The sequence below is a fragment of the Variovorax sp. PBS-H4 genome, from assembly GCF_901827205.1.
GTDB lineage: Bacteria > Pseudomonadota > Gammaproteobacteria > Burkholderiales > Burkholderiaceae_C > Variovorax.
Genome location: NZ_LR594675.1, coordinates 3,210,531 through 3,229,816 on the forward strand (window position 1 = coordinate 3,210,531; position 19,286 = coordinate 3,229,816).

The 19,286-nt window shown below is 64.2% G+C and carries 18 protein-coding genes; 10 read left to right on the plus strand and 8 right to left on the minus strand.

Features of this window, described 5'->3' with window-relative positions; translation table 11 throughout:
* The first annotated feature begins 2 nt into the window (after nucleotides 1–2).
* Genes ccoN through E5CHR_RS15285 form a run of 7 tightly spaced genes read left to right on the plus strand, consistent with a single transcriptional unit; the run spans nucleotide 3 to nucleotide 5,190 of the window.
* Nucleotides 3–1,445: a cytochrome-c oxidase, cbb3-type subunit I gene (ccoN, locus tag E5CHR_RS15255; RefSeq protein ID WP_162580631.1), complete on the plus strand. Its 1,443-nt coding sequence runs from the start codon at nucleotides 3–5 to the stop codon at nucleotides 1,443–1,445.
* 7 nt (nucleotides 1,446–1,452) lie between these two features.
* Nucleotides 1,453–2,079: a cytochrome-c oxidase, cbb3-type subunit II gene (ccoO, locus tag E5CHR_RS15260; RefSeq protein ID WP_162580632.1), complete on the plus strand. Its 627-nt coding sequence runs from the start codon at nucleotides 1,453–1,455 to the stop codon at nucleotides 2,077–2,079.
* Between the two features lie 10 nt (nucleotides 2,080–2,089).
* Nucleotides 2,090–2,227: a cbb3-type cytochrome oxidase subunit 3 gene (locus E5CHR_RS15265; RefSeq protein ID WP_162583733.1), complete on the plus strand. Its 138-nt coding sequence runs from the start codon at nucleotides 2,090–2,092 to the stop codon at nucleotides 2,225–2,227.
* 9 nt (nucleotides 2,228–2,236) lie between these two features.
* Nucleotides 2,237–3,151, plus strand: coding sequence for a cytochrome-c oxidase, cbb3-type subunit III (ccoP, locus tag E5CHR_RS15270; RefSeq protein ID WP_162580633.1), 915 nt, complete (start codon nucleotides 2,237–2,239; stop codon nucleotides 3,149–3,151).
* A gap of 7 nt (nucleotides 3,152–3,158) precedes the next feature.
* Nucleotides 3,159–4,598, plus strand: a complete 1,440-nt coding sequence (gene ccoG, locus E5CHR_RS15275; RefSeq protein ID WP_162580634.1) for a cytochrome c oxidase accessory protein CcoG — start codon at nucleotides 3,159–3,161, stop codon at nucleotides 4,596–4,598.
* Between the two features lie 35 nt (nucleotides 4,599–4,633).
* Nucleotides 4,634–4,939 carry a FixH family protein gene (locus E5CHR_RS15280; RefSeq protein WP_443083077.1) on the plus strand — a complete coding sequence of 102 codons (306 nt, stop codon included), beginning with the start codon at nucleotides 4,634–4,636 and terminating at the stop codon, nucleotides 4,937–4,939.
* A 5-nt stretch (nucleotides 4,940–4,944) separates the two neighbouring features.
* Nucleotides 4,945–5,190, plus strand: coding sequence for a hypothetical protein (locus tag E5CHR_RS15285; protein WP_162580635.1), 246 nt, complete (start codon nucleotides 4,945–4,947; stop codon nucleotides 5,188–5,190).
* Nucleotides 5,191–5,349: 159 nt separating this feature from the next.
* Here the strand turns inward: E5CHR_RS15285 and E5CHR_RS15290 are convergent, their stop codons facing one another.
* Complete coding sequence (locus E5CHR_RS15290; protein ID WP_162580636.1) at nucleotides 5,350–6,090, minus strand: hypothetical protein; 741 nt, start codon at nucleotides 6,088–6,090, stop codon at nucleotides 5,350–5,352.
* A 185-nt stretch (nucleotides 6,091–6,275) separates the two neighbouring features.
* Between E5CHR_RS15290 and E5CHR_RS15295 the strand changes: the two genes are divergently transcribed.
* Complete coding sequence (locus E5CHR_RS15295) at nucleotides 6,276–6,944, plus strand: Crp/Fnr family transcriptional regulator (RefSeq protein ID WP_162580637.1); 669 nt, start codon at nucleotides 6,276–6,278, stop codon at nucleotides 6,942–6,944.
* Nucleotides 6,945–7,058: 114 nt separating this feature from the next.
* Entirely contained in the window at nucleotides 7,059–9,974 is a 2,916-nt protein-coding gene (locus E5CHR_RS15300; protein ID WP_003049965.1) for a Tn3-like element IS1071 family transposase, read from the plus strand.
* 434 nt (nucleotides 9,975–10,408) lie between these two features.
* Here the strand turns inward: E5CHR_RS15300 and E5CHR_RS15305 are convergent, their stop codons facing one another.
* The 7 genes from E5CHR_RS15305 to mltG all read right to left on the minus strand — a co-directional run bounded on the left by E5CHR_RS15305 (nucleotide 10,409) and on the right by mltG (nucleotide 18,271).
* A complete protein-coding gene (locus tag E5CHR_RS15305) occupies nucleotides 10,409–13,324 on the minus strand; it encodes a Tn3-like element IS1071 family transposase (RefSeq protein ID WP_003049965.1) in 2,916 nt (971 codons plus the stop codon).
* A gap of 369 nt (nucleotides 13,325–13,693) precedes the next feature.
* Complete coding sequence (locus E5CHR_RS15310; protein ID WP_162580638.1) at nucleotides 13,694–14,359, minus strand: ankyrin repeat domain-containing protein; 666 nt, start codon at nucleotides 14,357–14,359, stop codon at nucleotides 13,694–13,696.
* Nucleotides 14,356–15,162 carry a TatD family hydrolase gene (locus E5CHR_RS15315; RefSeq protein WP_162580639.1) on the minus strand — a complete coding sequence of 269 codons (807 nt, stop codon included), beginning with the start codon at nucleotides 15,160–15,162 and terminating at the stop codon, nucleotides 14,356–14,358. Before E5CHR_RS15315 ends, E5CHR_RS15310 begins: the two co-directional genes overlap by 4 nt.
* Nucleotides 15,163–15,226: 64 nt before the next feature.
* Entirely contained in the window at nucleotides 15,227–15,601 is a 375-nt protein-coding gene (locus E5CHR_RS15320; RefSeq protein WP_162580640.1) for a PilZ domain-containing protein, read from the minus strand.
* On the minus strand, nucleotides 15,598–16,617 hold the full coding sequence (locus E5CHR_RS15325; protein WP_162580641.1) for a DNA polymerase III subunit delta': 1,020 nt from the start codon (nucleotides 16,615–16,617) through the stop codon (nucleotides 15,598–15,600). Before E5CHR_RS15325 ends, E5CHR_RS15320 begins: the two co-directional genes overlap by 4 nt.
* A complete protein-coding gene (tmk, locus tag E5CHR_RS15330; protein WP_162580642.1) occupies nucleotides 16,614–17,255 on the minus strand; it encodes a dTMP kinase in 642 nt (213 codons plus the stop codon). The genes E5CHR_RS15325 and tmk overlap by 4 nt, the downstream gene beginning before the upstream one ends.
* Nucleotides 17,252–18,271: an endolytic transglycosylase MltG gene (mltG, locus tag E5CHR_RS15335; protein WP_162580643.1), complete on the minus strand. Its 1,020-nt coding sequence runs from the start codon at nucleotides 18,269–18,271 to the stop codon at nucleotides 17,252–17,254. The genes tmk and mltG overlap by 4 nt, the downstream gene beginning before the upstream one ends.
* Before the next feature lie 85 nt (nucleotides 18,272–18,356).
* Here mltG and ygfZ point away from each other — a divergent pair, with 85 nt between their 5' ends.
* Nucleotides 18,357–19,280, plus strand: coding sequence for a CAF17-like 4Fe-4S cluster assembly/insertion protein YgfZ (gene ygfZ / locus E5CHR_RS15340; RefSeq protein ID WP_162580644.1), 924 nt, complete (start codon nucleotides 18,357–18,359; stop codon nucleotides 19,278–19,280).
* Nucleotides 19,281–19,286: the final 6 nt, after the last annotated feature.

Sequence of the window (19,286 nt, forward strand, 5' to 3'; positions counted from 1 at the left end):
AGATGCAACCCTCCAATCCCTCCCAAGCCGTCTACAGCGACACGGTCGTGCGGCAGTTTGCCCTCATGTCCGTAGTCTGGGGCGTGGTCGGCATGCTGGTCGGCGTGATCATCGCGTCGCAGCTGGCATGGCCTGAACTCAACTTCGGCATCCCCTGGCTCAGCTACGGGCGCCTGCGGCCGCTGCACACCAACGCGGTGATCTTCGCCTTCGGCGGCTGCGCGCTGATGGCGACCAGTTTCCACGTGGTGCAGCGCACCTGCCAGGTCCGCCTGTTCGCGCCCGGCCTGGCGTCTTTCGTTTTCTGGGGCTGGCAGGCGGTGATCGTCGCCGCCGCCATCAGCCTGCCGATGGGCTACACGAGCGGCAAGGAGTACGCCGAGCTCGAGTGGCCGATCGACATCCTGATTGCGCTGGTGTGGGTGGCCTATGCGGTCGTGTTCTTCGGCACCATCGGCACGCGCAAGGTCCGCCACATCTACGTGGCCAACTGGTTCTACGGTGCCTTCATCATCGCGGTGGCACTGCTGCACATCGTCAACAGCGCGGCCATCCCGGCCGGCTGGATGAAGAGCTACTCGGCCTATGCCGGCGTGCAGGACGCGATGGTGCAGTGGTGGTACGGCCACAACGCCGTGGGCTTCTTCCTCACGGCGGGCTTCCTCGGGATGATGTACTACTACATCCCCAAGCAGGCCGGCCGGCCGGTGTACTCGTACCGGCTTTCGATCGTGCACTTCTGGGCGCTGATCTTCACCTACATGTGGGCGGGGCCCCACCACCTGCACTACACCGCGCTGCCCGACTGGACGCAGTCGGTCGGCATGGTGTTCTCGCTGATCCTGCTGGCGCCGAGCTGGGGCGGGATGATCAACGGGATCATGACGTTGTCGGGCGCCTGGCACAAGCTGCGCACCGATCCGATCCTGCGCTTCCTGATCGTGGCGCTCTCGTTCTATGGCATGGCGACCTTCGAGGGACCGATGATGTCGGTCAAGACGGTGAACGCACTGTCGCACTACACCGACTGGACGGTGGGCCACGTGCATGCCGGTGCGCTCGGGTGGGTCGGGCTGATCACGATGGGTTCGCTCTACTACCTGATCCCGCGGATGTACAGCCGCACGGAGATGCACAGCGTCAAGGCCATCGAGCTGCATTTCTGGATGTCCACTGTCGGCATCGTGCTCTACATCGCGGCCATGTGGATCGCCGGCGTGATGCAGGGACTGATGTGGCGCGCCGTGAACGCCGACGGCACGCTCACCTACACCTTCGTCGAGGGCGTCAAGGCCACCTATCCGTACTACGTGGTGCGGATGATCGGCGGCCTGCTTTACCTGTCCGGCATGCTGGTCATGGCGTGGAACGTCTGGATGACCGTGCTCTCCGGGCGCTCGGCACGCGCCACCATTCCGCTCTCCGCCGCCGCCGCACACGCCTGAGGAAACCATGAGCTCGAGCAACCCCGAATCCGGCTTCTCCCACGAGAAGATCGAGACCAACAACTTCCTGATGGTCGTGCTGATCCTGCTGGTCGTCGCCGTCGGCGGCCTGGTGGAGATCGTGCCGCTGTTCTTCCAGAAGTCGACCACGCAGGCCGTGGCGGGCATGCAGCCGCCGACCTCCATGCAGGTGCTGGGCCGCGACATCTATGTGCGCGAGGGCTGCTACAACTGCCACTCGCAGATGATCCGGCCGTTCAGGGCGGAGACGCTGCGCTACGGCCACTACTCGGTGGCGGGCGAGTTCGTGTACGACCACCCCTTCCAGTGGGGAAGCAAGCGCACTGGCCCCGACCTCCACCGCGTCGGCGGCAAGTACAGCGACGAGTGGCATCGCATTCACTTGACCAACCCGCGCGACCTGGTGCCCGAATCGAACATGCCGGCCTACGCCTGGCTCGACAAGGCGCCGCTCGACGGTGCCGAGGCCGAGGCCCACATGCGCGCGCTGCGACGGGTCGGCGTGCCTTTCACCGACGCGCAGATCGCTGCCGCGCCGGCCGAAGTCAAGGGCAAGAGCGAGTTGGACGCGCTGGTCGCCTATCTCCAGTCGCTCGGCCTGGCGCTCAAGTAAGGACATGCAGATGGACATCACTACCTTGCGGATCGCAGCCACGCTGGCCTCCTTCGCCGCCTTCATCGGCATTCTCGTGTGGACCTTCTCGCGCCGTCGCGCGAAGGCCTTCGAAGAAGCGGGCCGGCTCCTCCTCGAACAGGACTGAGAGACCTTCATGAGCGACTTCTTCAGCGACTTCTGGTCGAACTATGTGGCCATCGCCACGCTGGTCAGCATCGGGCTGTGCGCGGTGCTGCTGTGGCTGATGGCGCGCGCACCGACCACCAAAGGGGAGGGCAGCACCACGGGCCATGTCTGGGACGAGGACCTGCGCGAGGCGAACAATCCCATGCCGCGCTGGTGGATAGGCCTGTTCGTCATCACCATCGTCTTCGGCCTCGCCTACCTGGTGGCCTACCCCGGGCTCGGGAGCTACAAGGGCGAGTTGGCGTGGAGCACCGAAAGCGAGTACAGGAACGACCAGGCGCGAGCCGCCCGCGAGCTCGAACCCGTCTATGCCGCCTATGCGGCGATGCCTGTCGAGCGCGTGGCCGGCGCGCCGGCTGCGGTGGCGATCGGCGAGCGCCTGTTCCTCAACAACTGCGCGCAGTGCCACGGCTCGGATGCACGCGGCAGCAAGGGCTTTCCCAACCTGGCGGACAACGACTGGCTGCATGGCGGCGCGCCCGAGAAGATCAAGGAATCGATCACGCTGGGGCGGACAGGCGTCATGCCGCCGATGGCGGCCGCGGTAGGCACGCCCGAGGACGTCAAGAACGTCGCCAACTACGTGTTGAGCCTTTCGGGCAGCCCGCACGATTCGGTGCGTGCCGGCCTGGGCAAGGCCAAGTTCAGCGCATGCGCGGCGTGCCATGGCATCGGGGGCACCGGCAATCCGGCGCTGGGCGCGCCCAACCTTGCTGACAAGGTCTGGCTGCACGGCTACGGGCAGGAGGCGATCATCTCCATCATCAACACCGGCCGGACCAACCAGATGCCGGCGCAGCAGGGCCGCCTGACCGAAGCGCAGATCCATGTGCTGGCCGCCTACGTCTGGGGCCTGTCGAACAAGCCCGTCCCGGCCCCGTAGGCGCGCCATGCAGGAAACCGCTCCAACACCCGCCGGGCACGCGCACCAGGTGATCCCGATCGCCACCGCGCCGGAAAACGGCGGACTCTTCGCCGCGCACCGGAAGATCTACCCGCGTACGGTGCGCGGGATCTTCGCGCGCTGGCGCTGGGCGTTCGTGTTCATGACGCAGCTCGTGTTCTACGGCCTTCCGTGGGTCGAATGGGGCCAGCGCCAGGCCGTGCTGTTCGACCTCGGGGCCCGGCGCTTCTACATCCTCGGCCTGGTGCTGTACCCGCAGGACCTGATCTACCTGACGGGGCTGCTGGTGATCTCGGCGCTCTCGCTGTTCCTCTTTACGGCAGTTGCCGGCCGGCTGTGGTGCGGCTATGCGTGCCCGCAGACCGTCTACACCGAGATCTTCATGTGGGTCGAGCACAAGATCGAGGGCAATCGCGTCGCGCGCATGCGGCTGGACGAGGGCGAGTTCTCGCTCGAGAAGCTGGTCAAGAAGTGGTTCAAACACATCGTCTGGCTCGGCATTGCGCTGTGGACCGGTTTCACCTTCGTCGGCTACTTCACGCCGATCCGCGAGCTGGGCCTTGAATTCCTGCAGACGCGGATGGGCTCGTGGGAAGCCTTCTGGGTCTTCTTCTACGGCTTTGCGACCTACGGCAACGCCGGCTTCATGCGCGAGCAGGTCTGCATGTACATGTGCCCCTATGCGCGCTTTCAGAGCGCCATGTTCGATCGCGACACGCTGATCGTGAGCTACGACACCGCGCGCGGCGAGCCTCGCGGTTTTCGGGCGAAAGGCAGCGATGCGCGTTCACTGGGCGTCGGCGACTGCATCGACTGCACGCTGTGCGTGCAGGTTTGCCCGACCGGCATCGACATCCGCGAAGGTCTGCAGTACGAGTGCATCGGCTGCGGCCTGTGCGTGGACGCCTGCAACACGGTCATGGACCGAATGGCAACGCCGCGCGGGCTGATCCGGTACGCGACCCAGAACAGCATGGCCGGCCGATGGACGCGCGCCCAGGTGCTGCGCCGGGTCCTGCGCCCACGGGTGCTGATCTATGCCGCCGCGCTGACCGCATTGACCGTCGGCGTGCTCGCGAGCCTGGTGGTGCGCACGCCGCTGAAGGTCGACGTGGTGCGCGACCGCGCCTCGCTGGCGCGCATCGTGGAAGGCGGGCAGCTCGAGAACGTCTACCGGCTGCAGATCATGAACGCGACCGAGCGGCCGCAGCGCTACCGCATCGAGGCGCACGGCCTCGAGGGACTCAGTGTGGCGCCTGCGGAGCCGGTCGAAGTCGGACCCGCGCAGTCGCGCTGGGTCGCGGTGCGGCTGCAACTGCCGTACGGCAGCGCCGCCGCCGGCTCCCACCCGGTGCACTTCGACGTGCGCTCGACGGACGGCAGTGCACAGGTGTCGGAGAAGGCCGCCTTCATGGTGCCCCGTTGAATGCTCCGCCGAAACCGAACTTCCAGGAGACCTCGATGAACGACCCCAAGGCGATTTCGCCCAAACCGGAAGCAGGAGTTGCAGGGGCTGCCCCAAAAGCAGACTGGTGGCAATTTCCGCTGGTCTGGATGGTGATGGCAGGCCCGGCCCTTGTCATTGCAGCGAGCTTTGTCACGCTCTTTCTTGCACTGCGAACGCCCGACCCGGTGGTCGACCCGGACTACTACCGCCGCGGCATCGAGATCGACAAGCCCCTCGCGGACAAGAAACTGATGCCGGCCCTGGCCGGACGCAACCACGCGGTGACGCCGGACTCCGACGTGCCCGCGCCCCGGCGATGAAGGTCATGAAGACGCAGGACTGGATGTCGATTCTCTGGCCAGCCTTCCTGCTGGCTTGTGCGACCGAACTGCTGGTGTTCGCGCTGTTCGACCCGGCCGACCTTCAATGGCGTGGCGAGGCGCTCGGCCTGTCGCCGCAGGCGGTCTACACGGGCGGCTTTTTTGTCTTCTGGCTGCTGGCGGCCAGCGCGAGCGCCTTGACGCTGCTGCTGACAAAACCTGCCAAGGAGATCAACAGCCCGGAGGGCTGAGGACGCGTGCAGCGTGCGCGCGGTTGACGCACATCAAGCGTCGCAGGCCGGCCGCCGTGCCTGCGCCGCGTCATCCGGATCGTGCGCGTGACTTGAGGGCAGGGGAGTCGCCACGTTTCGCTCGTCGCCGCGACATGGCTGTGGCAGGGGGCTGAGCTGTCAGCCCTTGCCGATCGTGTCCAGGAGCACGGCCTGCATCACGCTGCGGTGGTTCTCCGCGCGGCGGGCTTCGTCGATCGCGCAGGCAGATGCCATCAGCGACCAGCGCGGGGAGCGCATGGCGTCTACGAGGAAGGCCGCTTCGTCTCGCGCCGACTGTCCGCGGTCAGCGATGCGTACCTCGAATTGCGCTTCCCGAGCGGCTGCGACGAAGTAGCGGCCGCGCGCGGTGGTCGGATCGCCCAGGAACACGATCGACGCGCCGAGTGGGGACCGGTGCTCGCGCAGCGTCATGAGGTCCGCCAGGGCGCGGGCGGGATGGTCGTCCAGGCTCAGGCCACGGTAAACCGGTATGGCCGCGTCCTGCTCGACCGCTCGCGCTGCATCGGGCGGCAACTGCCCGCAGTCGACAGCGTCATACATTCGGCCCAGCACGCGCCCCAGCGTGCGGATGTCGTCGCGCCCAGGAACTGCGGGCTCCTCCGGAGCGGCGAATCGAAGCTCGGCCACCCTCGCGCCCATGTCCTGCGCAGCCCGCCGTAGCGCGGCAATCTCCGCGCCCGAGCTGTCAGGGCGGAGCAGCAGAGCCAGGTTCTTTCCGCGCAATGGCTGGCCCAGAGTGCCCGCACGTGCGCCCGCTCGCAGGCGCTCGGCCGCACTGAAGGCCTGCAAGATGCTCCCGCCGGGCAAGGGCGCGTGCAGCGGCGCACCGTCTGGAGGGTCGAAGATGGCGGAGTTCACAAGCGCAAAAGGTAGGGCTTGGCGCCGCTTTCGGCTTGATGCCCGTCAATGTCTGCGCATCTTGGCCGAATGCCGACACCGATTCGACACACAGCGTTCACGCACTGTTACCGAGAGCCCGATCGCATTGGTGCCACGGTTGCAGTGCCTTTCTAAGCTTCGTCCATCGATTTGAGGAACGTGCAATGACCGAAGCCATCTGCCACCCCAAGGCCGCCCCGTCGGGCGCCCAGCGCATCTCCAATGCCCTCCAACTGCTGGAGAGCAACGTCGCCATCCAGCGGCGCGTCGTGCGGACGGGAGACACCGTGTATCAGGTGGGACAGCCGTTCGCCTGCCTTTACGTGATCAACTCCGGCTTCTTCAAGATGGTCAACCTGTCCAGCGAAGGCCGCGAACAGGTGGTCAGCGTCCATTTCAAGGGTGACTGGCTAGGGCTCGACGGCATTGCGGCAGGGCACTACGGCTGCGACGCGATCGCCATGGACACTGGCGAGGTCTGGGCGATCCGCTACGACGCCTTGCTCCAGGCGGCGCTCCGTGCCCCAGCGCTGCTGACTGCGCTCCACGAAGCGATGAGCCGAGAGCTCACGCGCGACCACGAATCCTTCCTCTCGCTGTGCACCTTGCCGGCAGACGCACGCGTCGCTGGCTTCCTGCGCTATTGGGCTGACGCGCTCGCGCAGCGCGGGCTGCGCACTGACCAGATCACGCTCCACATGACCCGAGCAGAGATCGGCAATTACCTGGGCATGACGCTGGAGTCCGTGAGCCGCGCGTTCTCGCGCCTGGCGCGGGGCGATGTGATCCGCTTCATCGAGAAGGGGTCTCCTCGTTTTCAGTGCAATAAGTGACGGTACGCAAAGCTAGCACTGGCGCGGGGGTGGTCTGGGTAGACCGTTGATTTCATTGACTTTCCTGTTCGCTTTGTAAACGGGTATGGTGGCCTCCCACTTTTGAGGTTCACGATGCAGGGTTGGCACACAACGTTTTTGGGGATGCGTGGGCTCCCCCGCGATATCAGCGACTTCGAGATGAAGGCATTTTTCACCTTCGATGGTGCCGAGCGCGACGCAATCAATGCACGCCGAGGTGATTCCCACAAGCTTGGTCTGGCGCTCCATATTGGTTTCCTGCGCATGAGTGGGCGTTTGCTCGGTGCCTTTCGGGTAATTCCAGTAGCCTTGTGGCGCCACCTTGGCAACGAGCTTGGCATTGCAGCACCAGAAGTCGCCTCGCTGAGAGCCATGTATGAACGCGGGCGCACGCTATTCGATCACCAACAAGTAGCCTGCACGGTCCTTGGATTCCAGTGGATGAGCGAGCACCAGCGCCGCTCACTGGTACGTGAACTGCGCGACGAAGTGGCGCGCTGCGCCGACCGCGATCAGCTACTCGTGCGGGCGCGTCAATGGCTGTACAAGAACAAGCTGGTGATCGTGCACGAGCGGGCAATTCGGACACTGATTGCGGCGGCACTTGCCCAGCTTGAAGTTGAAACAGGCACCGCCATCGCCGCCAGCGTTGATCCAGCAACACTTGATCGCTGGCGAGCCTCAGTTTCAGAGCTGCGCCCAGATGGACAAACCCAGCAGAGTTGGCTATGGGCTGCACCGGCGAAACACTCAACCCGCCAAATCAGCGAGGTACTGGAGCGCATCGACCTGCTTTACACGCTGGACGTTCATAAGCACCTGGCAGACATCCCCGATCTCATCTTGCGCCGCTACGCGCGCCGACTTGTCTCCAGGCCGCCCTCAGCCGGAGCCAAGATCAAAGAGCCAGCGCGCACCGTGGAGGTCGCATGCTTTCTTCGGTATTGCCTGTTCACCACCACAGACCAGTTGATCCTTATGGTGCAGCGCCGGATCGCCGATCTGTGGCGTCAGGCTGCCGCCGATGTCCCCGCTACCGTCAATTGGGCCGCAATGTACAAAACGCTGCTCGGCGAACTTGTTGCCTTGAGCGCGCAAGGTGCGGTGCCAGATGCTGAGTTGCGTGCCCGTCTTGAAGCCTTGATCACCGAAACCCAGAAACGCAAACCACCGAGCAGGGCCTCCCTGGTCCGCGAGGGATTGATTGATGGAATTCGCCCCGTGCGGTCGTTGCTCGTCGCCATTGCAAAGCTGCCCTGGCAGGCCACCGGCGAGCATCCTGCCATCGAGTACCTTGCCAAGCTGCAAGCTTTATATCTCAAAGGATCCAGAAAGCTGCCAGTTGAAGTGGTGGCACCAAGTCTGGGAATGATCTGGCAGGTTTCGATCTCCAGCCCAGACCGGGAACGGGCGTTTCAGGCGTTGGAGGTGGCCACCCTGTTTGCCCTGCGCCGCGCGGTGCGCAATGGCTCGGTCTGGATTGAGCACAGCCTGAGCTTTCGGGGTCGTGCGCGCTTGTTCTTCACGGACGAGCGTTGGCAGGCAGAGTCCAAGAAACACTATGCCCGTCTATCGTTACCCAGCAAGGCTGCCACTTTCTTGAAGCCTTTGCTGGCCAGAGTAACTGCCGGTGTCGATGCGGTGGCCGCTGCAGCCCGCAGTGGCGTACTGCGCGTGGATGATGAACTCCATTTGTCGCCATTGCCCGCAGAGGACGAAGACCCAGAAGTGACCAAGCTGCGCGCGGCTTTGGATCACCGCATCGGTGAGGTTCAATTGCCGGAAGTGATTCTGGCCGTTGACGCCCAGGTGCGCTTTAGCTGGATCATGCTCGGACGTGAGCCGCGCTCTACCGACGAGCTGCTGATGGTCTATGCCGGCATCATGGCCCACGGCACCAGTCTGACTGCGGTCGAATGCGCGCGCATGATTCCGCAATTGTCTGCCACCAGCATTCGCCAGGCCATGCGCTGGGCGCGGGACGAACGGCGTCTGAGCCAGGCCTGCCAGGCTGTGCTGGAATTCATGCAGCGACACCCGATTGCCGCCACCTGGGGGCGGTCCGATTTGGCATCTTCTGACATGATGAGCATGGAGACCACCAAACGGGTGTGGCAAGCCCGGCTTGATCCTCGGCGCAACACACCTTCCATTGGAATCTACTCCCATGTAAAAGACCGGTGGGGCATCTTCCATGCGCAGCCCTTTGTGCTCAATGAGCGCCAGGCGGGCGTGGCCATTGAAGGTGTCATCCGCCAAGAAAAGCTGGAGACCAGCCAGCTTGCTGTGGATACCCATGGCTACACCGACTTTGCCATGTCACATGCCCGTTTGCTTGGTTTTGATCTTTGCCCGCGGTTGAAGGAACTCAAACAGCGCCACCTCTTTGTGCCACGCGGCACCAAAGTGCCCGCAGAAATCGCTGCGGTGTGCGAAGCCAATGTCGACGTCGCTTTGATCGAAAAGCATTGGGATAGTCTGGTGCACCTGGCAGCCTCGGTCATGAGCGGACATGCCAGTGCGGTGGCAGCTCTTGCGCGGTTCGGTTCTGCCGCCCAGGGCGATCCAATCTATGAGGCTGGCGTGCAATTGGGGCGGTTGCTGCGTACGGCGTTTTTGGCTGACTACTTTGTCAAGGACGCTTTCAGGAACGAGTTGCGCCGGGTGCTCAATCGGGGCGAGGCTGTTAACGCCCTCAAGCGCGCCATTTATACCGGCCGGATCAGCCCGGCGCAGGCCAAACGTGTCGATGAAATGCAGGCTGTGGCCGATGCGTTGAGCCTGATGGCCAACATCGTGATGGCGTGGAATACCTCACAGATGCAGGCGGTCCTGGATCGCTGGTCGAACCGCCGCCAGGTCATTCCACCGGAACTGATCGGGAAGATTGCGCCCACCAGGCTGGAGAGCATCAACTTGCGGGGTGTGTTTCGCTTCCCGGTTGACCGCTATGCTGACCAAATCCTGCCTTCGCGGCCAAATGCATCGATAACTGGCACCAATGGATGAAACCGACCACGGTTTGACGCCACGAATCGCAGATTTGAAAGTGAACAGGAAAGTCAATGAAATCAACGATCTACCAACACCACCTCCGCGCCAGTGCTAGCTTTTCGTACCGTCACTTATTGCACTGAAAACGAGGAGACCCCAACTGCTATTTCAGCAATGACTTCACTGCATGGCGGCGGCTTCCATGGGCCGTCCGACGTGCAGCATGAAGCTCGTCAGTGCCTCCACTTTCGGGATGTGGATGTCGCGTCGGCCTTTCTCGGGGTCTCCTCGTTTTCAGTGCAATAAGGGGTCTCCTCGTTTTCAGTGCAATAAGTGACGGTACGAAAAGCTAGCACTGGCGCGGAGGTGGTGTTGGTAGATCGTTGATTTCATTGACTTTCCTGTTCACTTTCAAATCTGCGATTCGTGGCGTCAAACCGTGGTCGGTTTCATCCATTGGTGCCAGTTATCGATGCATTTGGCCGCGAAGGCAGGATTTGGTCAGCATAGCGGTCAACCGGGAAGCGAAACACACCCCGCAAGTTGATGCTCTCCAGCCTGGTGGGCGCAATCTTCCCGATCAGTTCCGGTGGAATGACCTGGCGGCGGTTCGACCAGCGATCCAGGACCGCCTGCATCTGTGAGGTATTCCACGCCATCACGATGTTGGCCATCAGGCTCAACGCATCGGCCACAGCCTGCATTTCATCGACACGTTTGGCCTGCGCCGGGCTGATCCGGCCGGTATAAATGGCGCGCTTGAGGGCGTTAACAGCCTCGCCCCGATTGAGCACCCGGCGCAACTCGTTCCTGAAAGCGTCCTTGACAAAGTAGTCAGCCAAAAACGCCGTACGCAGCAACCGCCCCAATTGCACGCCAGCCTCATAGATTGGATCGCCCTGGGCGGCAGAACCGAACCGCGCAAGAGCTGCCACCGCACTGGCATGTCCGCTCATGACCGAGGCTGCCAGGTGCACCAGACTATCCCAATGCTTTTCGATCAAAGCGACGTCGACATTGGCTTCGCACACCGCAGCGATTTCTGCGGGCACTTTGGTGCCGCGTGGCACAAAGAGGTGGCGCTGTTTGAGTTCCTTCAACCGCGGGCAAAGATCAAAACCAAGCAAACGGGCATGTGACATGGCAAAGTCGGTGTAGCCATGGGTATCCACAGCAAGCTGGCTGGTCTCCAGCTTTTCTTGGCGGATGACACCTTCAATGGCCACGCCCGCCTGGCGCTCATTGAGCACAAAGGGCTGCGCATGGAAGATGCCCCACCGGTCTTTTACATGGGAGTAGATTCCAATGGAAGGTGTGTTGCGCCGAGGATCAAGCCGGGCTTGCCACACCCGTTTGGTGGTCTCCATGCTCATCATGTCAGAAGATGCCAAATCGGACCGCCCCCAGGTGGCGGCAATCGGGTGTCGCTGCATGAATTCCAGCACAGCCTGGCAGGCCTGGCTCAGACGCCGTTCGTCCCGCGCCCAGCGCATGGCCTGGCGAATGCTGGTGGCAGACAATTGCGGAATCATGCGCGCGCATTCGACCGCAGTCAGACTGGTGCCGTGGGCCATGATGCCGGCATAGACCATCAGCAGCTCGTCGGTAGAGCGCGGCTCACGTCCGAGCATGATCCAGCTAAAGCGCACCTGGGCGTCAACGGCCAGAATCACTTCCGGCAATTGAACCTCACCGATGCGGTGATCCAAAGCCGCGCGCAGCTTGGTCACTTCTGGGTCTTCGTCCTCTGCGGGCAATGGCGACAAATGGAGTTCATCATCCACGCGCAGTACGCCACTGCGGGCTGCAGCGGCCACCGCATCGACACCGGCAGTTACTCTGGCCAGCAAAGGCTTCAAGAAAGTGGCAGCCTTGCTGGGTAACGATAGACGGGCATAGTGTTTCTTGGACTCTGCCTGCCAACGCTCGTCCGTGAAGAACAAGCGCGCACGACCCCGAAAGCTCAGGCTGTGCTCAATCCAGACCGAGCCATTGCGCACCGCGCGGCGCAGGGCAAACAGGGTGGCCACCTCCAACGCCTGAAACGCCCGTTCCCGGTCTGGGCTGGAGATCGAAACCTGCCAGATCATTCCCAGACTTGGTGCCACCACTTCAACTGGCAGCTTTCTGGATCCTTTGAGATATAAAGCTTGCAGCTTGGCAAGGTACTCGATGGCAGGATGCTCGCCGGTGGCCTGCCAGGGCAGCTTTGCAATGGCGACGAGCAACGACCGCACGGGGCGAATTCCATCAATCAATCCCTCGCGGACCAGGGAGGCCCTGCTCGGTGGTTTGCGTTTCTGGGTTTCGGTGATCAAGGCTTCAAGACGGGCACGCAACTCAGCATCTGGCACCGCACCTTGCGCGCTCAAGGCAACAAGTTCGCCGAGCAGCGTTTTGTACATTGCGGCCCAATTGACGGTAGCGGGGACATCGGCGGCAGCCTGACGCCACAGATCGGCGATCCGGCGCTGCACCATAAGGATCAACTGGTCTGTGGTGGTGAACAGGCAATACCGAAGAAAGCATGCGACCTCCACGGTGCGCGCTGGCTCTTTGATCTTGGCTCCGGCTGAGGGCGGCCTGGAGACAAGTCGGCGCGCGTAGCGGCGCAAGATGAGATCGGGGATGTCTGCCAGGTGCTTATGAACGTCCAGCGTGTAAAGCAGGTCGATGCGCTCCAGTACCTCGCTGATTTGGCGGGTTGAGTGTTTCGCCGGTGCAGCCCATAGCCAACTCTGCTGGGTTTGTCCATCTGGGCGCAGCTCTGAAACTGAGGCTCGCCAGCGATCAAGTGTTGCTGGATCAACGCTGGCGGCGATGGCGGTGCCTGTTTCAACTTCAAGCTGGGCAAGTGCCGCCGCAATCAGTGTCCGAATTGCCCGCTCGTGCACGATCACCAGCTTGTTCTTGTACAGCCATTGACGCGCCCGCACGAGTAGCTGATCGCGGTCGGCGCAGCGCGCCACTTCGTCGCGCAGTTCACGTACCAGTGAGCGGCGCTGGTGCTCGCTCATCCACTGGAATCCAAGGACCGTGCAGGCTACTTGTTGGTGATCGAATAGCGTGCGCCCGCGTTCATACATGGCTCTCAGCGAGGCGACTTCTGGTGCTGCAATGCCAAGCTCGTTGCCAAGGTGGCGCCACAAGGCTACTGGAATTACCCGAAAGGCACCGAGCAAACGCCCACTCATGCGCAGGAAACCAATATGGAGCGCCAGACCAAGCTTGTGGGAATCACCTCGGCGTGCATTGATTGCGTCGCGCTCGGCACCATCGAAGGTGAAAAATGCCTTCATCTCGAAGTCGCTGATATCGCGGGGGAGCCCACGCATCCCCAAAAACGTTGTGTGCCAACCCTGCATCGTGAACCTCAAAAGTGGGAGGCCACCATACCCGTTTACAAAGCGAACAGGAAAGTCAATGAAATCAACGGTCTACCCAGACCACCCCCGCGCCAGTGCTAGCTTTGCGTACCGTCACTTATTGCACTGAAAACGAGGAGACCCCCAGTTGGCCACACGGCTACGGGACCGGGAGGACTCACGCCAACCGCAACTCGGTGCCTGCGCCTGCAATCGAGCTGGGTGCTCGGGCTAGGGGCCTCAAGGCCAAGGCTTCGGCTGCAGGGCGGCCCAGGCCTTCTTGCGCTTGATTACGTGGCCATCCTATTTAACATAATGCACATTGTATTTCTCGAGAAGGCAGCCCAGCCCAGGCGTACCCAGGCTCGGTCACCACTTCCCGTCGCTCGGCGCCTTGCTCGCCCGAACCGCCGTGCTCAGCAACCGCACCGCGTCTGGCCGATTGGCGCGCTGCGCGAAATCCAGCGCCGTCATGCCCAGTTGGTTCTTCATCGCCGTGTCGGCACCCTCGTCAAGCAGCAGCTGAACCGCGGCGCTGGAGCCGTACATCGCGGCCATCATCAGCGGCGTGGTCCCATTGGGCGACTGCGCATCGATGAAGGCGTAGTGCTCCAGCAGCTGCTTGATGATCGCGACGTGCCCGCCGGTAGCCGCGTAATGCAGCGGAGTCCAGCCCGTCTTGTTGACGTCTGCGTCACGTGCGATCAGCCGCGTCACCAGCTCCTGTTGACCCTTGAGCGCTGCCAGCATCAATGGGCTTTCGTCCTTCGCGTTCCGCGCCTCCACGTCGGTCTTGCGCGAGTCCAGCAGCACCTGGATAACCTTGGGCGATGGCTCGCGCATGGCGATCAACAAGCCGGTCTGGCCTTGCTCATCGCGCGTGTTGGGGTCGAAGCCGCGGTTCAACAGATCCGCAACACCACCGGCGTTGTCGCTGCGAACGGCCCGGAAAAAGTCGTCGAAGGAGCCTGCGTAAAGGGAAAAAGAAGCTGTAAAAACAGCAAGATACAAAGCTCTTTTAAGGTAATTCTTCATCTTTTGACGCCTGAAAACAGGGTCTCGAAATTACGGGTGGTGACCTCGCCGATGGTCTCGACCGGCAGCTTGCGCAGCTCGGCGATCTGCCGCGCCACGAACGGCACGTAGGAGGGATTGTTGGTCTTCCCGCGGTACGGGACAGGCGCCAGATAGGGACTGTCGGTTTCGATCAGCATGCGGTCCAGCGGCACGAAGGCCGCCACGTCGCGCAGGTCTTGCGCCTTCCTGAAGGTCAGGATGCCCGAGAACGAAATGTAGAAGCCCAGCTCCAGCGCCGCACGGGCGACGTCGGCCGTCTCGGTGAAGCAATGGAACACGCCCCCGGCAGCTTCAGGCGAACCATCCTCGCCCTCCTCTTTCAGGATCGCCAAGGTGTCGGCCGAAGCTTCGCGGGTGTGGATGATCAGCGGTTTGCGCACCTGCCGCGCCGCACGGATGTGCACCCGGAAGCGGTCGCGCTGCCACGCCAGGTCGGCAATGCTGCGTCCCCCTTTTCGCTCCTCCATCTGGTAGTAGTCGAGGCCGGTCTCGCCGACGGCCACGACCTTGGGCAGGGCGGAACGTGTCACCAGATCCTCTACCGATGGCTCCGCGATGCCCTCGTTGTCCGGATGGACGCCTACACTGGCCCAGAAGTTGTCAAAACCAGCCGCCAACGCCTGCACCTGCGGAAATTCTTCCAGGGTTGTGCAGATGCACAGCGCCCGGTCGACCTGTGCGGCGGCCATGGCCTCGCGGATCTGCGGCATCTGGCCGGCGAACTCGGGAAAGGTCAGGTGGCAATGGGAGTCGGTGAACATCGCAAACCTTCAGAAAACGGCGGCGCGACCGCAGCGCATGCGGTCTGCATCATGCGAACAGAGCTCAAATGGTCTGGGTAGGACGGTCGGAGGCCGCGATGCCGCCGAGCGCCTCTTCGATGCGCGCCTTGAGCTGGCGCGACTTTTCGTCCGAGGGGAAGCGAATGCCGACGCCCGGCGCCCGGTTGCCAGCCGCACGCGCCGGCGTGATCCAGGCGACCTTGCCGGCCACCGGGTAGCGCTGCGGGTCCTCGGGCAGCGTGAGCAGTACGTAGACGTCGTCGCCCAGGCGGTACTCGCGCGAGGTCGGGATGAAAATGCCGCCCTCGGCGAAAAGCGGAATGTAGGCCGCATAGAGTGCGCCCTTTTCCTTGATCGCGAGCTGGATGACGCTGGGTCGGGCGGGCGCGGTGGGGGGAGGAGAGGCTGTTGTATTCATGAGCGGCGGCTCGCGGAGTTTAGGGTGCTTCGTGCTTCGCTCACAAGTGCTTCGAGCATCAGGCCGGGATTGAAGGGATGTTCTGCGGTTTTTGCCGCATTGGCGAGCGACCGGGCCCACCGGGCCAGCGCGGATTTCGGGGGCACGGCCGGCAGGTCTGCGGCTTCGAAAAAGCGCGGGGCGGCGCCGCTGTCCACCGTCATGAGGTCGTGGCAGAGCTTCTGCAGCGCGCTGATGGCCTGGGCTGGGGCATGGTCGGCCAGCGCGCTGACGTCGCCACGCAGCATGGCCTTGGGCAAAAGGCTCCAGGCCTTGGGCGACTGGCCGGAGGCGGCGAGGCGCAGCGCATCGCTGGGCCGTCCGCCGGCGGCGCGCAGCAGGCCTGCCGCGTCTGTCGCCGCGACGCCCTGCCCCACCAGCCAGTCGCGCGCCTCGTCGTCGCCGGGCCAGGACAAGGTGAAGCCCAAGCACCGGCTGCGAATGGTGGGCAGCAGTTGCCAGGCGGCTTCGCTGGCCAGCACGAAGCGCACGTCGCCGACCGGCTCCTCGAGCGTCTTGAGCAAGGCGTTGGCAGTGATGGTGTTCATGCGCTCGGCCGGATAGACCAGCACGACCTTGCCGCGCCCGCGCGCGCTGGTCCGCTGGGCGAAGCCGACCGCATCGCGCATTGCCTCCACGCGGATCTCGCGGCTGGGCTTGCGCTTCTTGTCGTCGATGTCGGCCTGGCTCTTTTCGTCGAGCGGCCAGCCGAGCTCTTGCATGGCTACTTCCGGCATCAGCACGCAGAGATCGGCGTGGGTTCGCACGCCGATGGCGTGGCAGCTCGGGCAATGGCCGCAGGCGCCCTGCCCGCCCGCTTCGTCGCGCTGCTCGCAGAGCCAGGCCGCTGCCAGCGCCAGACCCAGTTCGTACTGGCCCAGCCCCGACGGCCCGTGCAGCAGCCAGGCGTGGCCACGCTGCCGCAGCAGTTCGGCCAGGGGCTTGTGCAGCCAGGGCGCCAGGGTCGTTTCGCTCACGGCTTGCTGCCGGCGAGGCCACGCTGGACCAAGGCCGCCTCGATCTGCTGCCACACCTGGTCGCGCGGCTGGTTCGCGTCGATGCGCACGAAGCGCGGCGCTGCCGCGGCGCGCTCGGCATAACCGGCGGCGACGCGGCGGAAGAACTCGACCGGCTGCGATTCAAACTTGTCGGGCAGCCGCGTCCCGGCCAAGCGTGCGGCAGCGATCTCGGGAGGCAGGTCGAACCACAGCGTCACCGCCGGCTGCAGCAGCGTGCCGTCGCGCACCTGCACCCACTGCTCCAGGGTCGAGAGCACTGCCTTGTCGTAGCCGCGCCCCGCGCCCTGGTAGGCGAAGGTGGCGTCGGTGAAGCGGTCGCACAGCACCACCTCGCCGCGCGCCAATGCCGGCTCGATGACCTGGACAACATGGTCGCGCCGTGCGGCGAACGCCAGCAGCGACTCTGTGAGCGGGTCCATGGCCTGCGTGAGGATCATCGTGCGCAGCGTCTCGGCCATCGGCGTGCCGCCTGGTTCGCGGGTTCGCGTGACCTGCCGGCCCTGGGCCTTGAACAGTGCCTCCAGCGCATCGACATGGCTGGACTTCCCGGCGCCGTCGATCCCTTCGAGCGTGAGGAACAGTCCCTTCTGCGTCATCGTTCGCTCCGTGGTGCCGGCTCGGCGCCGCGCTGGTAGCGGTTCACCGCCCGGTTGTGCTCGTCGAGTGAGCTGCTGAAATGGCTGGAACCATCGCCGCGGGAGACGAAGTACAGCGACTTGCTCTGCGCCGGCTGCACCGCCGCCAGCAGCGCGGCCTTGCCCGGCAGGGCGATCGGCGTGGGCGGCAGGCCGGGCCGCAGGTAGGTGTTCCAGGGCGTGTCGGCCTGCAGGTCTTTCTTGCGCAGATTGCCGTCGAAACGCGTTCCGAGTCCGTAGATCACCGTAGGGTCGGTCTGCAACGGCATGCCGATGCGCAGCCGGTTGACGAACACGGCAGCGATCTCGGCCCGGTCCTTGGCTGCGCCTGTCTCCTTTTCGACGATGCTGGCCAGGATCAGCGCCTCTTCGGGCGTCTTGAGCGGCAGATCGGACGCGCGCGCCGCCCAGGCGGCCTCGAGCTTCTTGTCCATGGCCCGCATGGCCCGCTGCAGCAGGGCGAGGTCGGTGGAACCCTTGGAATAGGTGTAGGTGTCGGGGAAGAAGCGTCCTTCCGGTCGCACGGCGGGCTTGCCGAGCCGGGCCATGAGCTCCTCGTCGCTCAGCCCGACAATTTGCGGCTTCAGCTGCTCGGCCTTGGCGAGCGCAGCGCGCACCTGGCGGAAGTTCCATCCTTCGACCAGCACGATGCTGCGCGTGGCCTCTTCGCCGCGCACCAGCATGTTGAGCAGCAGGCGCGGCGTGACGCCCTGTTCGAGCTCGTAGCTGCCGGCGCGGATCTGACGGTCCTGTCCGGAGAAGCGGAACCAGCCGTAGAGCAGCTGCCACGGCACGCGCACACCTGCGTCTGCCACCGCCTGCGCGACGCCCCGCGGCGTGGTGCCGGGCTCGACCGAGAGGTCCACCGTGGGCGCCGGCAGCTTCAGCGGATGCTGAACCCACCAAAGCCCTGCCGCGCCGGCGCCGAGGACGACGAAGGCGACCAGGAGAAAGAGCGTGAGGAGGAATCGACGCACGGATGCGAATGAGGCGGCGGACGGAAGGGAAAACGCGGTAGCCCTGCGGGCCGAACGGAACGGAGCAGCCCATGATAATTCAGCGATGACCCCAGTCGTTCTGAATGGCGTAACAGCCCTTTCGCACCTCGGCGTGATCCGCGCCGAGGGCCCCGAAGCCGCGAATTTCCTCAATGGCCAGCTGACGCAGGACTTCGCCCTCCTCGGCCCCACCGAAGCCCGCCTGGCCGCGCTGTGCACGGCCAAGGGCCGCGTGATCGCGAGCTTCATCGGCATCCGGCCGCAGCCCGAACGTGTGCTGCTGGTCGTCAGCCGCGACATCCTTGCAGCCACGCTCAAGCGCCTCTCGATGTATGTGCTGCGCGCCAAGCTCAAGCTCAGCGATGCCACCGGAGAATTCATGCTCCACGGCCTGGCCGGCACGGCGCTCGCGGCCAACGGCGTCAGCGCGGATGCGCCGCCCGGGCGCTGCTGCCAGGCCGGCGACGTCAACGTGGTTTCGCTCTATCCCTCGGACGGCGTGCCGCGCGCGCTGCACATCGCGCCGGTGGGCAGCACTGCGCCCGAGGGCCCGACGCTCGATGCTGCGCTGTGGCAGTGGAGCGAGGTGCGCAGCGGCATCGTGACCGTCAGCGAGCCGATTGTCGAGGCTTTCGTGCCGCAGATGCTCAATTACGAGTCGGTGGGCGGCGTGAACTTCAAGAAGGGCTGCTACCCCGGCCAGGAGGTGGTGGCGCGCAGCCAGTTCCGCGGCACCCTCAAGCGCCGGACCTACCTGGTGCAGGCGACGGCCGCGGTGGCCGCGGGCCAGGAAGTCTTTGCTGCCAACGATCCCGAGCAGCCGGTCGGCATGGTCGCGCAGGCGGCCCCGGCGCCTGGCGGCGGATGGGCTGCGCTGGTGTCCATGCAGATCGCCTCGCTCAGTGCAGGCGGCCTGCGCGCCGGCAGCGCCGAAGGGCCCGCGCTCAGCGTCGAGCCCCTGCCCTACCCGCTGCTCGAAGACATCTGAGGCGGC

What these genes read in the sequence shown, in the direction of transcription:
- E5CHR_RS15280 (WP_443083077.1), top strand. Translation starts at nt 4,634, where the DNA reads ATGAACGACCCCAAGGCGATTTCGCCCAAACCGGAAGCAGGAGTTGCA.
- ccoG (WP_162580634.1), top strand. Translation starts at nt 3,159, where the DNA reads ATGCAGGAAACCGCTCCAACACCCGCCGGGCACGCGCACCAGGTGATC.
- E5CHR_RS15295 (WP_162580637.1), top strand. Translation starts at nt 6,276, where the DNA reads ATGACCGAAGCCATCTGCCACCCCAAGGCCGCCCCGTCGGGCGCCCAG.
- E5CHR_RS15265 (WP_162583733.1), top strand. Translation starts at nt 2,090, where the DNA reads ATGGACATCACTACCTTGCGGATCGCAGCCACGCTGGCCTCCTTCGCC.
- ccoO (WP_162580632.1), top strand. Translation starts at nt 1,453, where the DNA reads ATGAGCTCGAGCAACCCCGAATCCGGCTTCTCCCACGAGAAGATCGAG.
- ccoN (WP_162580631.1), top strand. Translation starts at nt 3, where the DNA reads ATGCAACCCTCCAATCCCTCCCAAGCCGTCTACAGCGACACGGTCGTG.
- tmk (WP_162580642.1), bottom strand. Translation starts at nt 17,255, where the DNA reads ATGACGCAGAAGGGACTGTTCCTCACGCTCGAAGGGATCGACGGCGCC.
- ygfZ (WP_162580644.1), top strand. Translation starts at nt 18,357, where the DNA reads ATGACCCCAGTCGTTCTGAATGGCGTAACAGCCCTTTCGCACCTCGGC.
- E5CHR_RS15300 (WP_003049965.1), top strand. Translation starts at nt 7,059, where the DNA reads ATGCAGGGTTGGCACACAACGTTTTTGGGGATGCGTGGGCTCCCCCGC.
- ccoP (WP_162580633.1), top strand. Translation starts at nt 2,237, where the DNA reads ATGAGCGACTTCTTCAGCGACTTCTGGTCGAACTATGTGGCCATCGCC.
- E5CHR_RS15310 (WP_162580638.1), bottom strand. Translation starts at nt 14,359, where the DNA reads ATGAAGAATTACCTTAAAAGAGCTTTGTATCTTGCTGTTTTTACAGCT.
- E5CHR_RS15285 (WP_162580635.1), top strand. Translation starts at nt 4,945, where the DNA reads ATGAAGACGCAGGACTGGATGTCGATTCTCTGGCCAGCCTTCCTGCTG.
- E5CHR_RS15320 (WP_162580640.1), bottom strand. Translation starts at nt 15,601, where the DNA reads ATGAATACAACAGCCTCTCCTCCCCCCACCGCGCCCGCCCGACCCAGC.
- E5CHR_RS15315 (WP_162580639.1), bottom strand. Translation starts at nt 15,162, where the DNA reads ATGTTCACCGACTCCCATTGCCACCTGACCTTTCCCGAGTTCGCCGGC.
- E5CHR_RS15305 (WP_003049965.1), bottom strand. Translation starts at nt 13,324, where the DNA reads ATGCAGGGTTGGCACACAACGTTTTTGGGGATGCGTGGGCTCCCCCGC.